At 47.8% G+C, this 21274-nt stretch carries 22 protein-coding genes and 2 pseudogenes; 17 read left to right on the top strand and 7 right to left on the bottom strand.

Going from position 1 to position 21274, the window contains the following annotated elements; genetic code table 11:
* Nucleotides 1-5 precede the first annotated feature (5 nt).
* From ON05_RS16425 to ON05_RS16405, 5 genes are all read right to left on the bottom strand, one after another.
* Nucleotides 6-437, bottom strand: a complete 432-nt coding sequence (locus ON05_RS16425) for a pentapeptide repeat-containing protein (protein WP_236619026.1) — start codon at nt 435-437, stop codon at nt 6-8.
* A 323-nt stretch (nt 438-760) separates the two neighbouring features.
* Entirely contained in the window at nt 761-1852 is a 1092-nt protein-coding gene (locus ON05_RS16420; RefSeq protein WP_010476048.1) for a photosystem I reaction center subunit IX, read from the bottom strand.
* A 34-nt stretch (nt 1853-1886) separates the two neighbouring features.
* The gene (locus tag ON05_RS16415) at nt 1887-2318 is read right to left on the bottom strand and encodes a rhodanese-like domain-containing protein (protein ID WP_010476050.1); all 432 of its coding nucleotides are present in this window, start codon (nt 2316-2318) and stop codon (nt 1887-1889) included.
* A 51-nt stretch (nt 2319-2369) separates the two neighbouring features.
* Nucleotides 2370-3401: a cytochrome b6-f complex iron-sulfur subunit gene (gene petC / locus ON05_RS16410; protein WP_010476051.1), complete on the bottom strand. Its 1032-nt coding sequence runs from the start codon at nt 3399-3401 to the stop codon at nt 2370-2372.
* 30 nt (nt 3402-3431) lie between these two features.
* A complete protein-coding gene (locus tag ON05_RS16405; RefSeq protein ID WP_010476052.1) occupies nt 3432-3644 on the bottom strand; it encodes a DUF2892 domain-containing protein in 213 nt (70 codons plus the stop codon).
* A 531-nt stretch (nt 3645-4175) separates the two neighbouring features.
* Here ON05_RS16405 and ON05_RS16400 point away from each other — a divergent pair.
* The 11 genes and pseudogenes from ON05_RS16400 to ON05_RS38570 form a co-directional block, all read left to right on the top strand.
* A complete protein-coding gene (locus ON05_RS16400; RefSeq protein WP_010476053.1) occupies nt 4176-5486 on the top strand; it encodes an NAD(P)/FAD-dependent oxidoreductase in 1311 nt (436 codons plus the stop codon).
* A 230-nt stretch (nt 5487-5716) separates the two neighbouring features.
* Nucleotides 5717-6997 (top strand): efflux RND transporter periplasmic adaptor subunit, encoded by a 1281-nt coding sequence (locus ON05_RS16395; protein WP_010476054.1) that lies wholly within the window; start codon nt 5717-5719, stop codon nt 6995-6997.
* A gap of 82 nt (nt 6998-7079) precedes the next feature.
* Complete coding sequence (locus ON05_RS16390; protein ID WP_010476055.1) at nt 7080-7814, top strand: MBL fold metallo-hydrolase; 735 nt, start codon at nt 7080-7082, stop codon at nt 7812-7814.
* 47 nt (nt 7815-7861) lie between these two features.
* On the top strand, nt 7862-8983 hold the full coding sequence (locus ON05_RS16385; protein ID WP_262561879.1) for a saccharopine dehydrogenase NADP-binding domain-containing protein: 1122 nt from the start codon (nt 7862-7864) through the stop codon (nt 8981-8983).
* Nucleotides 8984-9061: 78 nt separating this feature from the next.
* Complete coding sequence (locus ON05_RS16380) at nt 9062-9598, top strand: DUF3122 domain-containing protein (RefSeq protein WP_010476058.1); 537 nt, start codon at nt 9062-9064, stop codon at nt 9596-9598.
* A 56-nt stretch (nt 9599-9654) separates the two neighbouring features.
* A complete protein-coding gene (locus ON05_RS16375; RefSeq protein ID WP_010476059.1) occupies nt 9655-9801 on the top strand; it encodes a hypothetical protein in 147 nt (48 codons plus the stop codon).
* Nucleotides 9802-9932: 131 nt separating this feature from the next.
* Nucleotides 9933-10193 carry a hypothetical protein gene (locus ON05_RS16370; RefSeq protein ID WP_010476061.1) on the top strand — a complete coding sequence of 87 codons (261 nt, stop codon included), beginning with the start codon at nt 9933-9935 and terminating at the stop codon, nt 10191-10193.
* 49 nt (nt 10194-10242) lie between these two features.
* The gene (locus ON05_RS16365; protein ID WP_010476063.1) at nt 10243-10866 is read left to right on the top strand and encodes a 4Fe-4S single cluster domain-containing protein; all 624 of its coding nucleotides are present in this window, start codon (nt 10243-10245) and stop codon (nt 10864-10866) included.
* A gap of 112 nt (nt 10867-10978) precedes the next feature.
* Nucleotides 10979-12079, top strand: a complete 1101-nt coding sequence (locus ON05_RS16360; RefSeq protein WP_010476065.1) for a nitronate monooxygenase family protein — start codon at nt 10979-10981, stop codon at nt 12077-12079.
* A gap of 48 nt (nt 12080-12127) precedes the next feature.
* On the top strand, nt 12128-13126 hold the full coding sequence (locus ON05_RS16355) for an NAD(P)/FAD-dependent oxidoreductase (protein ID WP_010476067.1): 999 nt from the start codon (nt 12128-12130) through the stop codon (nt 13124-13126).
* Between the two features lie 56 nt (nt 13127-13182).
* A pseudogene (locus tag ON05_RS38570) lies at nt 13183-13575 on the top strand (ATP-binding protein); the annotation flags it as partial.
* 12 nt (nt 13576-13587) lie between these two features.
* On the opposite strand, the pseudogene ON05_RS16345 reads toward ON05_RS38570, so the two are convergent.
* Nucleotides 13588-14706, bottom strand: a pseudogene (locus ON05_RS16345) (ISAzo13 family transposase).
* 160 nt (nt 14707-14866) lie between these two features.
* Here ON05_RS16345 and ON05_RS16340 point away from each other — a divergent pair.
* The 3 genes from ON05_RS16340 (at nt 14867) to hetL (ending at nt 16747) form a co-directional block, all read left to right on the top strand.
* A complete protein-coding gene (locus ON05_RS16340; RefSeq protein WP_010481446.1) occupies nt 14867-15355 on the top strand; it encodes an ankyrin repeat domain-containing protein in 489 nt (162 codons plus the stop codon).
* A gap of 210 nt (nt 15356-15565) precedes the next feature.
* On the top strand, nt 15566-15928 hold the full coding sequence (locus ON05_RS16335) for a helix-turn-helix transcriptional regulator (protein ID WP_010481444.1): 363 nt from the start codon (nt 15566-15568) through the stop codon (nt 15926-15928).
* A gap of 102 nt (nt 15929-16030) precedes the next feature.
* Nucleotides 16031-16747 (top strand): heterocyst differentiation pentapeptide repeat protein HetL, encoded by a 717-nt coding sequence (gene hetL, locus ON05_RS16330; RefSeq protein ID WP_010481442.1) that lies wholly within the window; start codon nt 16031-16033, stop codon nt 16745-16747.
* A gap of 19 nt (nt 16748-16766) precedes the next feature.
* On the opposite strand, the gene acsF is transcribed toward hetL, so the two are convergent.
* Nucleotides 16767-17834: a magnesium-protoporphyrin IX monomethyl ester (oxidative) cyclase gene (acsF, locus tag ON05_RS16325; RefSeq protein ID WP_010481440.1), complete on the bottom strand. Its 1068-nt coding sequence runs from the start codon at nt 17832-17834 to the stop codon at nt 16767-16769.
* 321 nt (nt 17835-18155) lie between these two features.
* On the opposite strand from acsF, the gene ON05_RS16320 reads away from it, so the two are divergent.
* The 3 genes from ON05_RS16320 to ON05_RS16310 all read left to right on the top strand — a co-directional run bounded on the left by ON05_RS16320 (nt 18156) and on the right by ON05_RS16310 (nt 21008).
* The gene (locus ON05_RS16320; protein WP_010481438.1) at nt 18156-18884 is read left to right on the top strand and encodes a heme oxygenase (biliverdin-producing); all 729 of its coding nucleotides are present in this window, start codon (nt 18156-18158) and stop codon (nt 18882-18884) included.
* 97 nt (nt 18885-18981) lie between these two features.
* Complete coding sequence (hemN, locus tag ON05_RS16315) at nt 18982-20376, top strand: oxygen-independent coproporphyrinogen III oxidase (RefSeq protein WP_010481437.1); 1395 nt, start codon at nt 18982-18984, stop codon at nt 20374-20376.
* 89 nt (nt 20377-20465) lie between these two features.
* Nucleotides 20466-21008, top strand: a complete 543-nt coding sequence (locus tag ON05_RS16310) for an NUDIX domain-containing protein (protein WP_010481435.1) — start codon at nt 20466-20468, stop codon at nt 21006-21008.
* Nucleotides 21009-21274: the final 266 nt, after the last annotated feature.

Here is a 21274-nt window from a genome sequence, read left to right as displayed (position 1 = left end):
CACCCCTAAGAAACTAAATGCATCTTTGCCGTTTCGGGGTGAAATCCTGTGGGGAAATGGGTATTGTGATCGTAATCGGCAGCAGCTAAACGGGCATCGCCTATATCAGCTTCCCTGAGGTCTGCCCCCATCAGATTAGCCCCTCGTAGATCCGCTCCTTTGAGATTGGCATTTTGCAAAAAAGCTCCGCTTAAGTCTGCACCTCTAAGGTTAGATCCTTGCAAATTAGCTTCGCCCAGATCTACAGACTCTAGATCTGCCCCTGCTAAGTAGACATCCTGGAAGTTCACTGCACTCAAATTCATCTCGCTGAGGGAAATACCGCGCAAATTGACTCCTGTAAAATCTCGTTTTCCTGAAGCGTATTGAGCAACAAAATCCTCTCGATTCATCACTGTCATCATGGCTTCACCCCTATCTAGATGGATCGATTTCAAGGCAAAGTGATCTCTACTTTGATCATAGACCAGCAGTCGCATTTGAACAGAAAGTTGCGCGTTTGATTTTTTGAATTCGTGTAAACCTTGCCAGCTTGTAGTTCTCGCTGTAGGTCATCCATGAAATATGTCACAGTCCAAACAAGGGCGACACTTTTCTGGGAGGACAAGTGTTGAGAGCCACTTTTAGGCAAGGGTTTAAGATTCTTTCGGCTGCTAGAAAGTGTCCCCTGGCATCGTTAGACAGATTGACTATATTCTGAAGCACAGAGGGAGATTGATCAGCAGATTGAGACTGAAGCAATCTCCTTCTCAACGTGCTCTTAGCTCTTCATTGTCGGAATCGTAGGAATTTCCATAGACTCAGTTGAAGCTAGCATTAAGGGGAAGTTATGGGCATTGATAGAATGCATCACCTGTAGTCCCATCGTGGCCCGATTCAGGAGATCAGCTTCGGTGCGAATGGGTCGTCCACTGCTATCGAGCAGAGAGTGATTGAAATTAAACCCATTCAAATTGAATGCCATCGTGCCGATGCCTAAAGCGGTAAACCAGATACCGATCGTGGGCAGTACCGCCAATAGAAAATGAATGGAACGGCTATTGCGAAAGGCGATATCAGGGATAAACAGGCGTCCTAGATACCCAGTATGTCCTGCGAGTAGATTATAGGTGGCTTCCTGTTGGCCAAATTTATACCCTGTATTTACAGATTCCAGGCTAGAGGTTTCCTGAACCAAACTGGAGGTGACTAAAGAGCCATGCATGGCACTGAGGAAGGCTCCACCAAAGACACCGACTACTCCCAACATATGAAACGGATGCATCAAGATATTATGTTCCGCTTGAACTGCCATCATAAAGTGGAAGGTGCCGGAAATGCCTAGGGGTAACCCTTCGGAGAAGCTTCCTTGTCCCATTGGGTACACCAATAGCACTGCCGTGGCAGCAGCAACTGGGGCAGAAAAAGCCATCGCGATCCAGGGCCGCATACCCAGACGATAGCTCAACTCCCACTGTCGCCCCAGGTAGGTCCAAATAGCGATCAAAAAATGCAAGATAATCAGTTGATAAGGCCCTCCGTTGTAGAGCCACTCATCAATTGATGTAGCTTCCCATAAAGGGTATAAGTGTAAACCAATTGCGGCTGAAGTAGGTATCACCGCAGCAGTAATCACATTACTCCCACCCAGAAGTGAACCGATAATAGGTTCACGAATACCTTCCATATCAACAGAAGGGGCTGCCACCCAGGCGAGCATAAAGGTTATGGCTGAGACGAATAAGGATGGAATCATCAGTAGGCCAAACCAACCAACATAGAGTCGATTGTGGGTACTGGTAATCCACTCACAAAATTGGTCCCAGGCTGAAATAGTGGGTAATCTCGATGGAGTCTGAAACGTAGTAGACATAGTTATTGCTCCTGTTAGCGTGATGGAGTTGAGATTAAGTATTGGGTTTTGGCCCTAAATGTCCTTGAGTCGTAACTGTAAAGCCAGATGGATAACCCGAAATCGTGTTTAAACTGCACTGACGCCAACGCTGCATGCCACCCGATAAATTGAATACCTGAGTGAACCCAGCCCTGAGCAATTGGGCTGCTGCCAGGGGACTACGATGGGATGTTAGACACACCACCCCTATGGGCTGGTCCTTAGATAAGGCTTGAAACCAATTAGGAAGGACCCAGCGGCTGATGATGGGGAGTTGGCCGATGAGCAGGCGTAATAAACTGAGATTAATGGCATTAGGGATATGTTCTGCTCGGTATTCTCCGGCACTGCGAACATCCAGTAGAAGTGGGGTTGGCGTGAGTTTGGTGTAGGCTAAGGGCGAAATCTGAGTCACTGAAGCGCGGCGTGGATGATAGTTATTCATAATCGTAGGAATAGAATTGGGGTGAGAAATGAATGGTCAGTGGTGATGGATCTAGGCCACGGTGCCAAGGGGTTGGGCGTCAACGTAGTCTTGGATAAAGTGCAGCAGTTGGGGGTGTGCGGCTAGGGGCAGGTCCAGTTTGTGGACTTGGGCCAATAGCTGGTCTGTGGTCCATCGCTGATGAACAGCTTCATAGAGTAATGCCATCGCACCAGAGCGCAACCCTCCTTTGCAATGCAAGAGAATGGGTTTGGATAGCTGATCCATGATCATCAACACTTGCTCAGCCGTGGCCTCTGAGAGGTCTGCTGGATGAATGGGTAGATTGGCATAGTTCATACCTGCGCTTTGCACGAGTTGGGACTCATTGATGAGAAAGCCGTCTTCCTGGGGCGATCGCAAATTCAATACAGCCTTAAACCCCAGTTGGGCCGCATCTTGAATCTGGTCCGGGGTTGGCTGAATCATAGCGACGGTGAGCTGCTCACTGATTTGAAGGGTATATTGCATGAGATTTTCCGGTGTAGGGTGGTCATCGAAGGTATCCGCCTTGACCCACCAGGGGCGGATGCCGGTGCGTGGGTCAAGCTCGGTCCAAGGCAGAATCCAGATTTGTTCACCTTCAACTTGGACATGCACCAACTTGAGGGGCCGATCGGCAGGACCGCGCACCACAGCACCATCGGCTGCAAAGCGAGATCCGTGGCAAGGGCATTGGAATTGATCGGCAGCACCATTCCAGGGAAATGTGCAGCCTAAATGGGTGCAGTTATCGACAATGCCCCGCTCCTCAATTTGACCTGTGGTCGTCAGGGTTAAATAGGTCGGTTCACTATCTAGTCCTGCCACGAGGGCACGAGTACCAGGCGGTTCTGCCAAGAGTTGACTAGTGGGGATGGGGGTGCCTAGGGCATCCTTTGCTAGAACCCGACCATCCCCTCTGCTGGAGTTTGGGGGTACAAAAACACGACTGATGGGATAGAGGGTTGCACCTGCCGTGATGGCTACCGCCGACCCGGTCAAGAAATTGAGAAACCGTCGCCGGGAGAGAGAGGGCTGAGCAATAGATAAACTCTCGTTCATAGAGATTCTCCGAGCTGAGGGTGGGCAGAGTTATCGGAAAAGTTGACGAGCATTAGTGTGAATCCCCAACAATCGATAAATCGGACAGAACCCCAGTAGGGCGGTAAAGGTTGGAATTGCGGCTGCGATCGCTAACCCCATACCGAGGGTTAAGCCGCTATAGGTGCCTAATCCTAAATAAAGTAGTAATCCACCCAAACCTATTCGAAACAGGCGATCCATTAGACCCTGATTTTTGGTCATCTTTTTTGCCTCCTAGATTTGTAGAGTGAGAAGTAAGATGATATTAATCAATATATAACTATACAGTAATTAAGGCAATATATTTTTTGAATAACATCCTGTAAGTCTTACTAGCTCTATTCTTTATTGAGCGGTTTAGACGTTGTATTTGGCGGCTGTTTGGACCAAAGAAAATTCTCTAAGCGTATCTTTTATGACCTTCAAGACCTCTCTAAATCTAGATCAGTCTTCTGTAGGGTCATCAACAGCATCCTCTGGTGAAAGCGGAGTTGATGCTGCAAGTAGGAATGGCTTGATGAAAGTAAATTTGACTATATTGTTATTTAGTTATATATTGAAGATCAGCTTAAATCGAATGCTTAATATCAAAGCTCAGGTCTTGTTTTATCTCAAGTGCTGCTTGCAGTGACCTATCTAGTACAACCAGCTTGCTGCAAGCCTATGGAGATTTAGAAGGAGGCTAGCCCCCTTCAACCTGTGCAACTTAATTAATTGAAATCCTTTTCAGACTGACCTTTGAGAGGCTTATATATGGCTCATATTGTTGTCATTGGAGCAGGATTGGCAGGATTACCGACTGCCTATGAGTTGAGGTACCTGTTACCTAGCCAGCACCAAATTACCCTGATCTCCAATACCTCTAAATTCACATTTATTCCATCCCTCCCTTGGGTCGCGCTGGGGTTGACTCCCCTGGCCAAGATTCAGTTAGAACTGGAAGAGTTGGTGATTCAACAGGGAATAAGATGGCTCCCTGAAGCGGTGGTTAACCTGAATCCTCGGACTCAAACTGTTTATACAGATTCTCAGTCTTTGGTCTATGACTACGTCGTCATTGCCACCGGAGCTGAGTTAGCCTTGGATACGGTATCCGGCCTGGGACCAGAGCAGGGCTTTACCCAGTCGGTTTGCAATCCTCACCATGCTTTAATGGCCAACAGTGCTTGGCAAAATTTTTTACAGAATCCGGGTCCTTTAGTGGTGGGGGCAGTGCCGGGGGCAAGCTGTTTTGGTCCTGCCTATGAGTTTGCCTTATTGGCCGATTACACCCTTCGCCAGCAAGGGTTGCGGGATCAAGTTTCCCTTACATTTGTGACGCCGGAACCCTATGCGGGGCATTTGGGGATTGGCGGCATGGCAAATTCTAGCCAGCTCGTGACGGAGTTGATGGCGGCCAGAGACGTGGCAGTTTTGGAGAATACCGCTATCGACTCCGTCACACCCAAGAAGATTATTCTGGCCAATGGCGATGCGGTGCCCTTCCAGTACGCTATGTTGCTGCCTTCGTTTCGAGGACCTGGCTTTGTTCGTGAGACAGTGGGGTTAGGGGATGCCAAGGGGTTTCTGCCCGTATTGCCCACCTATCAGCATCCTGTTTTTCCCTCAGTGTTTAGTGCAGGTGTCGTCACTCAATTGGCTCCACCAGAGGTCACTCCGATTGCAATCGGAGTGCCAAAAACTGGACAAATGGTTGAAGCAATGGGGATGGCAGTGGCTCACAATATTGCCCTGGCCTTAGGGGCCATCTCAGATCAGCCTGTTACCCCCACCTTGGAAGCCATCTGCTTTGCAGACTTTGGAGATACAGGATTACTCTTTTTGGCCGACCCCGTGTTGCCCGATCCAGAAACAGGCCAGCGACGCCGCGCCATTACCCTAGGGGGGCGTTGGGTGGGTTGGTTGAAAACAGCATTTGAACGCTATTTTCTAGCCAAAATGCGTTGGGGAGCTGCCGTCCCTTGGTTTGAACGCTTGGGGCTTCGGGCCGCGGGTTTGTCTTTGTTAGAGGCCGTTCCTTCGACGGAACCTGACCCGGTACGCGAGGACGTCCTGAGCCACTGAGGGCTGGCGCGCTCTTTCAACAGGCATGCATGTTGATTCCCCTGGGATGGATCAACTTACTCAGCGAGCTAGCGCTTTATGCTTTTGATTTCTGGCGCTATCTCAGAATCTAAGAAAGGCGGATTTTTTACCAATACTGCTGATATGGAGGGTATGGAGTCATTGTGATCGATGTTTTGACTCAAAGAATAGGGGCGTGGCCGAGACTTCCACGCTGGAGCGCTTTAGCATTGCTATTAGCGGTATCCAGTGGGGCAGCCTGGTGGGTTTTTAATCTACGTCTATCCCGAGAGACGCCGACGGTTGCTGCGCCTTCGCCGATGGTCGTGAAGACTGCGATCGCAACTCGGCAACCGATAGCTACAGATCGGACCCTCACGGGCACCGTTGAATCGGCTGAAGCCGTCACCCTCACCAGTCGAGTGATGGGCCAAATTCGTCAACTGACGGTACGTGAAGGTGATGTCGTTCAAGCGGGACAACGGATCGCTGAAATCGACGTCCGCGATATTCAAGCCCAACAGCAGCAAGCCATTGCCGCGATTCCTCAAGCTCAATCAGCCGTCAGTATTGCCCACTCAGCGAAACTGGCTACCCTAGCTCAAAAAAATCAGGCCCAGGCCCGTGTTCAAGAGGCTCAAGCCCAGCTGACCGAAGCGCAAGCCGAACTCGCGGATGCCCAACTCCATCAAAAAAGGATGGCTATGCTGCGACGCGAGGGAGCCGTCAGTCAGTCTCGTCTAGATGAAGCGAATACCCGCTTGTCAATGATTCGGGCCCGCATCAGTCAAGCAAAAGCAGGACTGACTCAATCTAGCACGACGGTGAAGCAAGCCCAAGCTGCAGTGGTTCAGGCCCAAGCTCAAATCCGTCAGGCTCAAGCCCAAGTTGAACAAGCCCAGGCCGAAGTTAAGCAAACTCAAGCCAACCTTGACTATGGCACGGTGATAGCTCCCTTCGCGGGTGTAATCACGCATAAGTACACCGAGGTGGGGGCAATGGCGGGTCCCGGCGAATCGATTGTGAAGTTGGAACGGAGTGGAAACTTGAGGTTGAGCGTTGATGTCCCTGAATCTCTAGTAGGCCAGATTCAACGGGGCCAATCCGTCTCAGTCCAAATCGATGCACTCAATCGCCAGATCGCAGGTCGCATTAGCCAAATCATCCCTGCTGCCGATCCGAGATCTCGGAATTTTACCGTTAAGGTTGCCTTGAAGACGACCCAAGACTTGCTGCCAGGGATGTTTGGTCGGTTGCAGATGGGGTCCATTGCTAGTCAAGATACGGCTTCACGCCAGGGCCTCATGATTCCTGAAGATGCGCTAGTCAAACAATTTGGAGTCACGGGAGTGTTCAAAGTTGTAGACCAGCAGGCTCAGTTTCAGCCCATTACCACGGGTCAGATTCAGGGCAAAACAGTGGAAGTCTATTCAGGATTGGAGAGGAAGGATAGCGTCATCATCAATCCCAGTCCGTCACTGCAAAACGGTACAGCCCTGCAAGTGAGCTAATGGGGGCAATTCGCAACTCAATTTTTACTCGGTCTACCCAATGAGAACGAGAGTCTAAATCACTCAAAAGCGGGAGAAAAAGATGACTGCACCCATTCAAACCATTGCAACATCCTTTGCGTTTAACATCACTGTCAACTGCTATCTAATTGAAACTGATGATGGGTATATTTTGATCGATACGGGAATGCCAAATCAGCGGCAAGCTATTGAAGATGCTCTCGAACAGGCAAATTGTCAGATTGGCAGCCTAAAGCTGATTATTCTCACTCATGGTGACATTGACCACTGCGGTAATGCGGCATATCTCCGTCAGAAATTTGATGCACCAATCACTATGCACGCTGACGATGTCGGTATGGTCGAACGCGGCGATATGTTCTGGAATCGTAAAAATCCTAATCTACTCATTAAAGTTCTATTTAGATTGTTTTTCGGTCTACACAAAGCAGATCAATTCACGCCCGATCTATACCTAGAAGATCGATCCACTCTATCTGAATATGGGCTAGATGCTGAAGCCATTCATCTTCCCGGCCATTCAAAGGGATCTATCGGTGTCTTAATGTCGACTGGCGACCTGTTTTGCGGTGATTTACTCGGCAATACAGACAAACCTGAGCTTTGGACCATTGTTGATGATCCTGGAGCGGCCCATACCAGTGTCAAAAAGCTAGACAGCTTACCGATTAATACGGTTTACCCCGGACATGGACAGCCGTTTCCAATAGAGCAGTTCATGCACGATCACAGTAAAGATCGGTCCCTAGATTCTCAAGCAACTTATGTAAAGCTGGGTCAGCTATTTAACTATTAATGGTATGGCGTGAATCCGTTCCTTTGGCATCACAATCGGATTTGAAGATGGAAACAAAAATAATCATTCTGGGAGGCTATGGAAACACTGGCCTCTTAATCGCTAGATTGCTGTTACAAGAGAGCAATTTAAAACTGATCCTGGCGGGCAGAGATCTAAGTCGAGCGCAGCGATCAGCCGCTGACTTAAATCACGAATTCCATACAGATCGTGTTTCCAGTCAACAAGTTGATGCGGCTGACCCGAAGAGCTTAGCAGTAGCATTCGCTGGTGTAAACCTAGTGGTTGTCGCATCCAGCACGATGGCGTATACCCACAATCTTGTGAGGACAGCGCTTGATACAGTCATCGACTATCTAGATTTACAGCTTTCTTCCCCGACAAAGTTAGCTGTACTTAACGCTTCCCGCGAAGAAATAGCTAAAAAAGGCAGATGCTTTATGACCGATGGTGGCTTTCATCCGGGTGTTCCGGCTGCGATGGTGCGGTATGCAGCTACACAATTGGATGCCCTAGAGGTCGCGAACGTCAGTGCCGCCTTTCAATTAGATTGGCAAACATTATTATTCTCAGAGTCCACGACCTTTGAATTGGTGGATGAAATGATGAACTTCAATTCGACGATCTTGAAAAATAGGGAGTGGGTGGAAATGAAGATGAATAAATTTCCGAAATTCAATTTTGGTGAGCGCTTCGGTGAACGATATTGCCTCCCCATGTATTTAGAAGAACTAAAGTCTCTGCCAGATTCTATTCCGTCTTTGAGCGAAACTGGATTTTACATCTCAGGATTCAACTGGATGACAGACTACATCATTATCCCGATAAACTTGGCTGTCTTGAGAGTATTCAAAGAAAAGGCGAAGACACTGATGAAGACATTGTTTGTCTGGAGTCTTAGAAATTTCAGCAAGCCTCCTTTTGGCGCGGTCATTCAGTTAGAGGGGCAAGGCTTGCAAGCTGGACAGAATAGAAGCATCCAGATGAGGCTAGCCCATGATGATGCGTATGTGTTAACCGCAATTCCTGTGGTGGCCTGTCTGCTGCAGTATTTAAACGGAAGTGTTCGACATCCTGGCTTATGGTTTCAGGCGAACCTCGTTGAACCCAAGCAGTTTTTTAAAGATATCAACAGACTTGGCGTCAAAGTTAGTCTTCAAATGACATAGCGTTCGATATGTTCTCAAGATGCCTAGCCCGACTTCATCGTCGTTGAGCTAGACCAGTATTGCTTAAGGAGAATCACGATGATTTGGTGCCATATTCGTCAATCATTTTCTTGGCTTCTACTATTAGGAGCTTTGGTCCTATTGTTCCTGTTTGGTATGGGACGATTTGCAACCCCACCCGCTGCGGCTATGATTACACAGCAGGAAGAGAGCACAAACCAAATGCTCTACCAGTCTCGCCAGACTCTCAAAGATCGGAATGGGATGAGCTGGCAGGCGATCGCATTCAAGCGCATCCGTCCCAACGGCGCAGTCACCCTAAACCTGCGGCTGGTGGGGTTCCCCGGTGAGGTGGAACTAGAACATCCTCATCTGCTGGCGATCGCAACCTCTATGGGCCAAACGTTCACCGCCGTAGATGTTTCCCAAGAGATCGATACCGGTACCCCTACCAGTCCCAATATCGGTCAGTATAACTTGCAGCCGATTTTGCCTCAGCTCTCTGACGTAGTTCCGGTACAGCTCTCTTTGCCGACTACCGATGGCTCTGTTGTAGCCCTTGATATCTCGCCGGAGGCGATTCAAGAATGGCACACTGTTGCGACCCAAAGCTAAAGGGGCGCAAGTACTGAACTGAACTTTTGAAACTGTTTTGAAAGAGAGGTTGACCCATGATTGAACTTTTTTCTCCTGCGTGGATGCAAACTTATCTCAATCAGTGGAATGCTGAACCCGAATTGGCGGATGCCTTAGCAACCATTCATGAGACCTTATCGGAAATAGCTGAAAACCTTACTGGGAAAGCGTTTTATTTTTGAATAAAAATCGACCTCAAAGACTTACGACATAGACGTTTGAAGTTATTCTCACCCATTTTATTTCCGATAAGGTCTATTTTAATTCCACAATCGCTTATGGATTTAAGGATGCGCCCACACCCAAAGGGGTGTTGACCATTGAAAATGGACGAGCGATCGCAGCTGGTTCCTATACCGATCAAACTCTGAACTGGGACTTGCGGGCCAACCCAGCGGACTGGCAAAAATGGCAAGCCAAGGGTTTAAACATGATAGGGCTGAGCATGGTCTATATGAGCGGCAAGCTCAAGTTTGAGGTGGGCGATTATGCCTCAATGATCAAAGATCCTCGCATGGTTGGTCCCTTTCTCAAATCTTTTGCCGTTATGGGGCGGGTATTGAGCTACGCCTAAAGCTGTTTCTCAATTCTCATTAGTAATCATCTACTCAAGATCAATGCCAATGAATACTCTGAATAACCTGCCATCATTAGATCTCTTGGATATTCCTCCCGGATATCTGAACATCATGGGATATGTTGATGAATCGGAAGTGAATGGTCCCGGCTGTCGAGCTGTTGTCTGGATGCAAGGGTGCCATCGGGCCTGTCCTGGTTGTTTCAACCCTGACTCATGGTCGTTTGAAATTAACCAGTTAATTGATGTGAAAACTTTGGCCCAGAAGATTCTCAGCAATCCGCGCCATGAAGGCGTCACTTTTTCTGGTGGAGAGCCTTTCTGGCAAGCTCCTGCCCTCACTGAATTGGCTCATCAGGTTAAAGCTGCTGGGTTAAATGTGATGTCATTTACAGGATTTACGCTGGCTCAGTTGCGAGCAGACTCTGCACCCGTTGGTGCCCAAAATCTGCTGGACCAGTTGGATATCCTCATTGATGGCCCATATGTAGAAGCCCTAAAAATTCACTCTCCTAATTCTCCTGTTGCTTCCAGCAATCAGCAGGTCCATATCTTCAATCCATCTTTCCAAGACAAAATCACTTGGGCGAGTGACCAACTTGAGATTCATATTCAACCAGACGGGAGCCGAACCTTTACGGGGTACCACGGCCAGTTACTCGGACCTTAATTAATATCCTGACAGAATCTCTGGTAACGGGAATCTCACTCTCGATTCGTTCAAATGCAGGTTCCAACCCTAGAAACGACGCACTTACTTCTAAACTGATTTGGAAAAAGACATGAATACACTTCCCCCCCTTCGTATTGGTCAATATACAGCTCGCTATCCCATTATTCAAGGAGGGATGGGAATCCGTATCTCTGGGGCTAAACTGGCCGCTGCTGTTGCCAATGCAGGTGGTATCGGCATTATCTCCGCAGTGGGTTTAGGACTAAACTCCCCCTACTTTGACCCCAGCCAGAAAGCGGGACGCAACAGAAGGGAACAATTTTTCGAAGCTAATCGATTGGCCCTTATTGACGAATTAAACCTTGCCCGCTCCCTCAGCCCAGCGGGCATCATTGGCATCAACATCATGGTCGCTGCCCAGGATTACGAGACCCTGGTTCGTACCGCCATTGAACATGGAGCCAATTTAATTATTGCGGGCGCAGGCTTGCCCCTCGGATTGCCTGCCTATACCCAGGCTCATCCCGAAGTAGCGCTGGTGCCAATTGTGTCCACTACACGAGCCGCTAGACTGATCTGTCAAAAGTGGCAGCGCCAACATCACCGCCTACCCGATGCTTTCATTGTCGAAAATCCCCAGACGGCAGGGGGGCACCTCGGGGCCAAACTAGAAGATCTCAATAGCCCTCGCTTAGCCGCGAAACAGGTGATTCCTGAACTTACAAATTATCTCCAAGCGGAAATTAGTGAAGAGATTCCCGTAATTGCTGCGGGCGGTGTCTGGGACCGAACGGATATTGACTGGATGCTGGCGTTGGGAGCCAGTGGCGTTCAGATGGGAACGCGGTTTATTACCACTAATGAATGCGATGCCGATCGCCGCTACAAAGAGTTTCACCTTCACGCTCACCCTGAAGATGTAGTCTTAGTGCCTAGTCCCGTAGGAATGCCGGGACGAGCGTTGCGAAATTCTTTTGCTGAACGAGCAATAGCCAATTCTCCTGATTTAGAGAAGCGTTGTCTGACCAGTTGTTTGCATGTTTGCCGCTGTCGAGATACCCAAGAGACCTACTGCATTGTGAGGGCATTAGATAGGGCTTCTCAGGGTGATGTCGAAAATGGCTTAATTTTTGCTGGATCCAATGCCGGACGTGCTCAGCAGATCATTCCCATCGCTGAGTTGATGCAAGAGCTAACAGCATCCCTTTAACTCCGTTCCTTATCCTTAGTCCGATTGCACTCATAACTAAAGAGATCGATGAAGCTCAATAGAACCAACCTTGAACAACGTTTAGACCATCTCTATGATGTCATTGTCGTGGGGGGTGGGGCAGGCGGCCTATCTGCAGGAATCTATCTACAGCGATTTCGCCTCTCCAGTCTGATTATTGACAAAGGTAAGGCTCGTTCATCTTGGATGCAGTCATTACACAACTATTTGGGACTGCCACCGGATACGTCCGGACGAAAACTGCTGCAACAGGGGAAAAAACACTATGACTCCTTGGCGGGAGATTTCCTCGATGGTTATGTTGAAGAGGTCACTGACGCAGAGAACATCTTTGAGATCCAAGTTAAGGTGGGTCGTCAAAACAGTCGCAACGTCAAGTTCTATTCTAAATATCTGATCGTCGCCAGCGGCATTATTGATCATCTGTTGCCCTTGGAAAATATGCAAAATGTTTATGACTACGCAGGGTACAACCTCCATGTCTGTATGATTTGTGATGGCTATGAAATGACCGACAAACTTTGTGGCTTCTTTGCAGGTAGTGAAGCCAGCATTGAAGAAATGGTGTTCAACCTCAGTTGGTTTACGCCCAAAATCACCATCTTTACCCACGGCCTATTTGAAGTGAGCGGCCAGATGCGCAGCCAATTACAAGAGTATGGATATCGTTTGGTAGAAACCCCCATCCAGAAGTTTTTAGGTGAGAACCACCAAATGACAGGTGTAGAGTTGGTGAACGGTTCAGTCATTGAATTGGAAACGGGGCTAATCTCAATGGGGGCTCGCTATCACAACACCTATCTTCAGGAATTGAGCTTAGAGATGAAAGGCGGTAACTTAGTCACTGATAAATTGGGTCGCACCTCCCATCCTCGGATTTTTGCGATCGGAGATTTAAAAGTTGGTTTGAATCAAGTGGTAGTCGCAGCAGGGGATGGTGCTCTGGCCGCTACTCAGATTTGGCGAGAGATTCGTAAAGATATTGGTCCTAGAAAATGGCTGGAGAATCTCAAGCTTTCGGTATAGATGGCTTGAATAAATTGTCGTCTCAATGTATAGGTTAAGGCCCTACTGGTTGAACCAAGACTCATTTATCGATTTCGACAGGTGAGCAATGATTGGTCTGAATAAACGAGTGAAATTCTTCAGTGCTATCACCTTGGTGCAGCAGCTCCAGGCAGCAAAGCAACAGCTGCAACTCCCAGTGACGCTGGCCAAAATTGATCGCTTTGATTTACTTTTTCTTGATAATGTTGGCGATGTCAAACAGCACTGATGTTTCATCATCAGTGCTGTTTGAGTAGATTGCTCATCAGTATAAGCGGCGCTCATTGTTGATCATCGCTAACTATCCTTTCTCGGAGTGGGACATTATCTTCCGTGACTCAATGATGATGGTAGTTGCTGTAGATCGCCTTGTTCATCATGCCTTTATTATTGAGATCAAGGCTGAGAGCTATGGGATCTACAAATAAATAAGGTACCCATCAATTGGGCACAATCTTGATATCCCATTTGGGTAACGCTTCAGAACATAGCCATTGTTGTTTGTAGGCTTCTAGCTCATCTGAGGGCACAGTAATGTTCTTTTCATAGGTGCCCTCAATCAAATGAACCAAAGGCTTCAATCCATTCCAGGTCATATTCGATGCCCACTGGACAGCCGTATCAATGGAGTTGAGGATAGTGCCATTCCAATATTGTTCCAAGGCTGCCCAACATCGCTCAATCGGATTGTATTTGCTGTGATAGGGCGGATAGTAAATCAGATGAACCGATAATCGTGTCATTTGGACAAACTCAACCATACGCTTGATAAATTGTGTGCGGTTACTGCGCACTGCAGAGCCGCCATCAAGGTTAATTTCTAATCCCTCTATCTGAGGATAGTTATCGTGATGTTCGCGCCACCAAGCCTCTAAACAATCAACAATAAAATCAGTAGTTTCAGCAGACTGACCAAAGTAAATTGACAGTTGCCCTGCGAGCACATCGAGAATCCCGAAGGGTACCAAAATAGCGTCCCAATGGTCATCATGGTCATTGGCTTTTGTCGCGTCTAGGGTACGAGCTTTGCCGCCACGAGAGAGGTTGCCAATTTTAACTTTGGCTTTGCTATCAATCGAGATGCGCAATAGGTTGGGGGCCGCATCGGCAGCATAATTGGCTTGAGCGACATTTGCGAAAATCGCATCGGTTTGCGGCAGTTTTTCAGGGGTTTAACTTTTTGGGTTTTTTAAGCGATAACCCATTCGATTCAATAGATTGCCGATGGTTTGACGGGTTGGTAATGCCTCATCGCTGTAGCCTTTCTCCTCAATCAATGCCTCACGCACGGCCCTGGCACTGATACGGGTGTAGTACAACGTTGATTTGAACTTCGGATCAGCTTGGGCTTCACCATCAACTAAATCCCGAATGTCAGTTGCTAAATGGGGTAGTTTCGTTTCGCTAAGCTGACGACCTCGGGCTTGATAGTTGTCAACGCATCTAATGCCAGTCCGTCGTTCATCAAGGCCCAGTTGAACACTGGTACGTCTCCAACCTAAATGACGCTCAGCTTTGCGGGCAGAGCCGTCCAGGTAGTCTTCAGCCACTTTTGCCATGAATGCTCGCTTGTGTGGGCCTGTCAGTTTCTTGGCGGCATCTCGAAACGTCTCTTTTATAGGGGCATCTAGCATCAGATATCCTCAAAACAATCGGTCAATCATGTATTGACTTGTTTCTTAGATTCGCAGGTACTTTATTTCTTGGCAAGTCCCTATCATGTCAGATACAGATGATCGGTATGAAACATTCCAAGACTTCGTTAGAGTAGGGAGCTTAACCCAAGTCAGCGACTACCTGGTCAGAGGAGAAATTGATATCAATAAAACGATCTGGCCTAACAGTGAAACCCCTTTAGAGATTGCTGCAGAGAAAGGGAGAGATAAAATTGTTCCTATCCTTCTCTCTGCAGGGTTTTCGCCAGATGCAGGGAATACAGATCCGCCACTCTATTGCGCAGCAGGAGAGGGTTTCTTGGGAATTGTACAATTGCTGATTGAAGCAGGCGCTGATGTCAATATCAGAAGTTCTGATGGACTGACTCCACTTATGTCTGCCGCCGCTGGGGGGCACTTGGATGTGGTTAGGCTGCTAGTTGAGTCTGGAGCTGATGTGCAGTTTGAAACAGAAGATGAAGAAACGGCATTAAGCTGTGCTGAAATGAACCAGCATTCTCAGATTGTGAGTTATTTGAATGGGCAAGGATGACAATTTCAAGTGCTCACAATTGATGACCAGAATGCGGATGAGATTTCCTCAGATGGCCCTGCATCTTCCTAAGATGCGAAAGGAGTAGGGGCGGATCGAGAATCGACAAAAGATCAAAATACTGTTCATCACCTGAGAGGAAGATTTATACATAAAAGGTTATATAGTTATATAATTGTACTGATAGCCTTCTTTTAGTTTAATTTCCTCATGTCCGACATTGTTGATAAACAAGTTTCGCCAGAAGTACTCGTGGCTGTGGCTGACTATTTTAAGGTTCTTTCAGAGGTCAGCCGCTTGCAGATCCTCAGCAACCTTAGATCAGGCCCCATGACGGTTAATGATCTAGTGGATGCGACAGGGCTTGGACAGGCCAATCTTTCCAAGCATTTAAAGGTGTTGACTCAGGCGGGTCTTCTCTCCCGCACCCCCAGTGGCGTCAGTGCTTATTATGAGATTGTTGATCCGTTGGTGTTTGAACTATGTGAATCGGTGTGTGATTCCATTAGCGATCGCTTATTGCAGCAGGCACAGAAATTTAATCAATTTAAATCCTTCAGCAAATCGTCATAGTACTGAACACGCAAGGGATTAACTGCGTCCAACCCTCACGGTTTAAACTGTGAGGGCTTTCTCTTGTTGACCTATTCGTGAAGCTCAGGAGAACCGTAATTTATGCAGTCCCTTAACCAGCTGATAGAGTCTTATGCCGCCGGACAGCGAGATTTTGCCCACAGCCAACTGATAGAAGCAGAAATTGTCAAGGCTGATTTGTCAGGTATTGATCTGAGTCGGGCGGATCTACGGCAAGCTCGGCTTGGACGTACCAATTTCAGTCATGGAACGTTTAGGGAGGCAGATTTAAGTGAAGCCCTGCTATGGGGGGCGGATTTAAGCGGAGCCGATCTTAGCAGCGCAATTTTACGAGAAGCCGATTTGAGTGGGGCTAAATTAGTCCAGGTTAATCTGGCCAAGGCCAACCTCTACAAAGCCAGCCTGTGTGGGACTAATCTAAGGCAGGCTAATCTCACGGAGGCCATTTTGTATGAGGTGGATTTAAGACCTTCCTTGGATCAGGGAACCGATTTGGGGGAGGCCGATCTGACTAATGCAGCGTTGAATTATGCCCATCTGAGTGGAGCCACGTTGGCCCATGCCATCTTAGTGGGTGCTCGACTTTGCCGAGCAAACTTGAGCCAGCAAGGATGGGGGGGACAGGTGCCAACGGATTTAAGGGGGGCTGACCTCCAACAGGCCGATTTGAGCTATGCAGACTTGCGTGGTGCTTGGCTACAAGAGGCCAACCTCCGTCAGGCTGATTTAACGGGGACCGATTTAGGGGGTGCCCAATTGACAGGGGCCATTATGCCAGATGGGCGGACTTATACCTAAGCGCTGGAACGTTTGAGGTTTAGTGAATTTCGTCACGCAGTTGTTCCGCATTGAGGGGTGCTATCAGATAGAGACTTAGAAAATCCCCAATGATGCCCAATAGGTGGGGAGCTTTACGGAACCACTTGAGTAGTTTGGGGGGATTCGTTGCGTCAATGGCTTTGAGTTGAAGGTTGCGATCGCTACAACGATGCAGTCGAGGAAAAAACTGAGGATGGTCCACGTTGAGGTACACCGGGAAGGCACGCGCGGCGGTTTCATTGGTTTTTCGAATCACTTCCGTATCAAAGTCCGTGGGATCGAGGCCCAACATTTCATAGAAGGTATGACGCTCCTGCACGGTCAATGAATGGGTGACAAATACCGTGAGAAGAAAGAAGCGACTCCACAATCTCGATTTCCAGGTATTCCACAGTTGAGGTTGCGATCGCACCAATGCCTTAAAGATATCGCCATGACGATTTTCGTCCTGACACCAGCTTTCGAAGTAGTTGAACAGGGGATAAAAGTGATGTTCGGGGTGCTGTTCTAAATGTCGATAAATAATAATGTAGCGCCAGTAACCAATTTTCTCAGAGAGATAAACCGTATAGAGCACCCATTCAATGGGGAAAAAGGTGTAAGTCCGCTGTTTTGTGAGCTTGCCTAAATCCAGTGAGAGCTTAAAATCCCCCATGGACTTATTGAGAAATCCAGCATGACGGGCTTCATCCCGTGCCATTAAGCTAAAAATCTCTGCTAGCAACGGGCTTTTCCCTTTTAATCGCCGGGATAGTTCCTTAAAAAGCAAAAACCCTGAAAATTCAGAGACGCAGGATCGCTCCAGATAGTCTAAAAATGCTTCTCGCTCTTCACCTGTGATGTGATCCCAAGATTGCTCAAAGGCGTCATCCCGAACAAAGTGGAAACGGTTATAGTCGGCCTTCATCTCCGCTAACATTGCTTCTAAACCGTCTGCTTGGGCGGATAAATCTAACGCTGCGGCCTTTTCAAAATCAGTGACGTAGAAGCGAGGAGTCAAAATATTCTCTTGAACATCCTGCTTGACAACAGACGGTGAGCTGGGCTGAGGGGCGGTTTGAACCATGGGAATCTGCTCTCTTATGCTTTAAAGTGGGGTGCTAAATAATTTTATAGCTATGGAGTAGTTTATAAGGGTGAATACAATAAACACCTTACATTGCGGTTTTTTAATGAAAAGAGACATGGTTTAAAAGTCTTTCAGTAAAAACTCATAGTGTGGATGCATAATATTTTAGTAAAAGTTTTTGCTATTTTAATTAAATAACCATATAGTTATTATTGAATTGCTCTTGTTGAACTATTCCTTGAGTAATTTAGGTTTCAAACCCTTGTGATGACAGGGGTGCCTAGTGCACACTCATTTGCCCAGGAGGTCAAATTCGTTATGAGCTGTAATTTAGCCTTTGCCCTCCGCCAAGGAACCCAGCATGCCCACGTTCTTGCTGAGAACACAGTCCTGATGAAGGCCTGGATGAAGGGCATGGTCGCCTTAGACGCGTTTCGAGAGCTACTGGTGAACCTCTATTTTGTCTATGGCAGTTTGGAGCAGCAGCTCTATTCCCATCAAACTCATCCAGTCTTGGGTCAGATTTACTGGCCTTCTCTGAATCGTCAGGATAATCTGCGTCAGGACTTGGTGTATTTTTACGGCCAGGATTGGCAGCAGCATATCCGTCCTCGGACAGCGGGTTTGCAATATGCGGCTCGCATTGGCGTTGTAGGTCTCACGGCCCCAGAACGGTTGGTTGCTCATGCCTATGTTCGCTATATGGGAGATTTATCGGGAGGACAACAGCTTCAAAGAATTGCTCGAACCGCCTTATCGTTACCCCTCAAACAAGGGACACGATTATACGATTTTGAGGATTTGCCTTCCGTAGAGGCCAAAAGGCGATTTAAACAGCGCTATCGGGATGTTTTAAATCATTTACCCATTGGACCAGAGACAGTTCAGCAGATTGTGGAGGAAGCGAATCTCGCCTTTCGGCTGAATTGCGACCTGATGCAGTCCCTGGAAGTCGATTTGCAAGCAGCTCTGGGAGAAGAAGCGTTCCAGTCCATTCTTCAAGGGAATCGTCCTCCCCTCCATCCTGCCCGCCCCTCCGTGGCTTGATTGACAGGAAGCAAACCGCGACATACCAGACCCGCCGCCCATTGTTGGGAGGGGTGGGCTACCGTCCTCCACTATTACTGAATAAGGTCAGTCCCCTATGGAATTACTGTCTTCTGTTCGCTGCGATCTCGGATTACTGAATAAGTATGATCAATCCTTGCCTCGCTATACCAGCTATCCACCCGCCACAGAATTTAGCTCCGAATTGACCCCTGAGCGGTTTCGGCAAGCCCTGGTAAAGGGCAATGATCAGCAAATTCCCCTATCCCTTTATTGCCATATTCCTTTTTGCGAAACCCCTTGCTTTTTTTGTGGGTGTAATACGGTGATCACTCAGCGTAAACAGGTGGCGGATCCCTATCTGCAATACCTGATTCGGAATATTCGGCAAGTGGCTGAACAAGTAGGGGGCGATCGCAACGTTCACCAACTCCACTGGGGGGGAGGAACACCTAACTATTTAAGTTGGCCCCAAATTGAGCTGCTCTGGAATGCCTTGCAGGATGCCTTCTCTTTCGATCCGGCGGCAGAAATATCTATTGAGGTGAATCCTGGCTATATCGATCGCAACACGGTATTTTTCCTGCGGGAGTTGGGGTTCAACCGGATTAGCTTTGGCATTCAAGATTTTGATCCGCAGGTTCAGATTGCCGTCAACCGGATTCAGTCTGAGGAACTGCTGTTTAACGTGATCAGCTGGATTCAAGAATCGGACTTTGACAGTGTAAATGTGGACTTAATCTACGGCTTGCCCCATCAGACGGTGACCACCTTTGCCAACACAGTACAAAAAACGATTCAGCTTAATCCTGACCGAATTGCTGTGTTTAACTTTGCCTATATGCCCCAGTTAATTCCCGTCCAGCGACAATTGCCTGCCCATGCCCTTCCCCCCAAAGCGGAGAAGCTAGCGATGTTGCAGCAGACCATCGCCCAGTTGGAGGGCAATGGATATCGCTTTATTGGGATGGATCACTTTGCTAAACCCAATGATGAATTGGCTTTAGCCCAAAAAGCAGGACAGCTACACCGAAATTTCCAGGGATATACGACTAAACCGGAGTCGGATTTACTGGGGTTTGGGCTCTCGGCCATCAGCATGCTCCAGGATGTTTATACCCAAAACCATAAACGCCTCAAGGATTATTACCAAGCCCTAGACACCACCCCATTCCCCATTGCCAAAGGGGTGGGGTTAAGTGATGACGATCAAGTGCGCCGAGCCGTGATTATGGAGTTGATGTGCCAGTTTCAGCTTTCGCAGGCAGCGCTTGAAGAGAAGTACCATTTGAAATTTGACCCAGAGTTTGATCAATATTTCGCATCCGAAAAGACTGCTCTACAAGCTTTGGCAGCGGATGGTCTTGTGGCGTTATCCCCCAATCAGATTCAGGTGACACCCACTGGACGCTTACTAATTCGCAATATTGCAGCGGTATTCGATACCTATTTACAATCTCACGCTGATCAACGTTTCTCACAATCGATTTAGTGAACCATCCCGATGGGATTTCAGAGCGGCTGGTGCTTTCAGGAGATATGGCGCTAATATAGGCTGATCCAGTTGATGGACCCTCATAAATGGCATCTCACGATTGGCAGGTTTGCGATCTCACCTTGGAATTGCGATCTAAATGGCTCACCCTGATCAGCGAACGATGGCAAACTGACCAGGGACAACGGCTCGAATATTGGCGGATTGAAAAAGCAGATTCAGTCATTGTGTTGCCCTTGCTGAATCAGCAGCTGATTTTGGCATCGCCGATGTATCGCCCAGGAGTGCACACTCAGACCCTAGATTTTCCTGGAGGACGGGTTGCTGAGGGACAGTCGCCGAAGGATGCAGCGATGGTTATTCTCCAACGAGAGTTGGGAATTGATGCCCACGATTTAAGGTCTATCACGCCTGTGAATCACCAGGGATGGGCAATCAATAGTTCTTTCTCGAATCAATATCTCTATGGGGTTGTGGCTGAACTGCATCCCCAAACTCAGCTGGATCCTGAGTATGTGGGGGCCACTTATGATGTTTCTCGTGCAGGTCTGCAATCGTTGCTAGATGTTCTGCTTTGCCTCCAATGTCGGGCTATTCTCCTAGAGTGGTCCTTGTATCAGCCGATATAAGAATCCACAAAAACTGGAATAAACCATTGAATGCTCTTGGATAGTTGGAAGGAATTAACTTAATGCAGGACACTATACTGACCTATGCCTTGCCCTCCTAAAATAGCTGCCATATAAATCATCTATTTCATCAAAAAAAATAAAATTTTTAAATATGTGAGATTACACCTATTCCAAAAATATTTGAAAGATCTAATATGTAGAACTTTTGCATAATAGATAGATAGCGGCCTGTCAATAAATCTACCTATTTTGTGCTTGCAGCC

The sequence above is a fragment of the Acaryochloris sp. CCMEE 5410 genome, from assembly GCF_000238775.2.
GTDB lineage: Bacteria > Cyanobacteriota > Cyanobacteriia > Thermosynechococcales > Thermosynechococcaceae > Acaryochloris.
This window is presented reverse-complemented; position numbering and strand designations above follow the sequence as displayed.

What these genes read in the sequence shown, in the direction of transcription:
- ON05_RS16420 (WP_010476048.1), bottom strand. Translation starts at nt 1,852, where the DNA reads ATGTCTACTACGTTTCAGACTCCATCGAGATTACCCACTATTTCAGCC.
- ON05_RS16415 (WP_010476050.1), bottom strand. Translation starts at nt 2,318, where the DNA reads ATGAATAACTATCATCCACGCCGCGCTTCAGTGACTCAGATTTCGCCC.
- petC (WP_010476051.1), bottom strand. Translation starts at nt 3,401, where the DNA reads ATGAACGAGAGTTTATCTATTGCTCAGCCCTCTCTCTCCCGGCGACGG.
- ON05_RS16405 (WP_010476052.1), bottom strand. Translation starts at nt 3,644, where the DNA reads ATGACCAAAAATCAGGGTCTAATGGATCGCCTGTTTCGAATAGGTTTG.
- ON05_RS16400 (WP_010476053.1), top strand. Translation starts at nt 4,176, where the DNA reads ATGGCTCATATTGTTGTCATTGGAGCAGGATTGGCAGGATTACCGACT.
- ON05_RS16390 (WP_010476055.1), top strand. Translation starts at nt 7,080, where the DNA reads ATGACTGCACCCATTCAAACCATTGCAACATCCTTTGCGTTTAACATC.
- ON05_RS16385 (WP_262561879.1), top strand. Translation starts at nt 7,862, where the DNA reads ATGGAAACAAAAATAATCATTCTGGGAGGCTATGGAAACACTGGCCTC.
- ON05_RS16380 (WP_010476058.1), top strand. Translation starts at nt 9,062, where the DNA reads ATGATTTGGTGCCATATTCGTCAATCATTTTCTTGGCTTCTACTATTA.
- ON05_RS16375 (WP_010476059.1), top strand. Translation starts at nt 9,655, where the DNA reads ATGATTGAACTTTTTTCTCCTGCGTGGATGCAAACTTATCTCAATCAG.
- ON05_RS16365 (WP_010476063.1), top strand. Translation starts at nt 10,243, where the DNA reads ATGAATACTCTGAATAACCTGCCATCATTAGATCTCTTGGATATTCCT.
- ON05_RS16360 (WP_010476065.1), top strand. Translation starts at nt 10,979, where the DNA reads ATGAATACACTTCCCCCCCTTCGTATTGGTCAATATACAGCTCGCTAT.
- ON05_RS16355 (WP_010476067.1), top strand. Translation starts at nt 12,128, where the DNA reads ATGAAGCTCAATAGAACCAACCTTGAACAACGTTTAGACCATCTCTAT.
- ON05_RS16340 (WP_010481446.1), top strand. Translation starts at nt 14,867, where the DNA reads ATGTCAGATACAGATGATCGGTATGAAACATTCCAAGACTTCGTTAGA.
- ON05_RS16335 (WP_010481444.1), top strand. Translation starts at nt 15,566, where the DNA reads ATGTCCGACATTGTTGATAAACAAGTTTCGCCAGAAGTACTCGTGGCT.
- hetL (WP_010481442.1), top strand. Translation starts at nt 16,031, where the DNA reads ATGCAGTCCCTTAACCAGCTGATAGAGTCTTATGCCGCCGGACAGCGA.
- acsF (WP_010481440.1), bottom strand. Translation starts at nt 17,834, where the DNA reads ATGGTTCAAACCGCCCCTCAGCCCAGCTCACCGTCTGTTGTCAAGCAG.
- ON05_RS16320 (WP_010481438.1), top strand. Translation starts at nt 18,156, where the DNA reads ATGAGCTGTAATTTAGCCTTTGCCCTCCGCCAAGGAACCCAGCATGCC.
- hemN (WP_010481437.1), top strand. Translation starts at nt 18,982, where the DNA reads ATGGAATTACTGTCTTCTGTTCGCTGCGATCTCGGATTACTGAATAAG.
- ON05_RS16310 (WP_010481435.1), top strand. Translation starts at nt 20,466, where the DNA reads ATGGCATCTCACGATTGGCAGGTTTGCGATCTCACCTTGGAATTGCGA.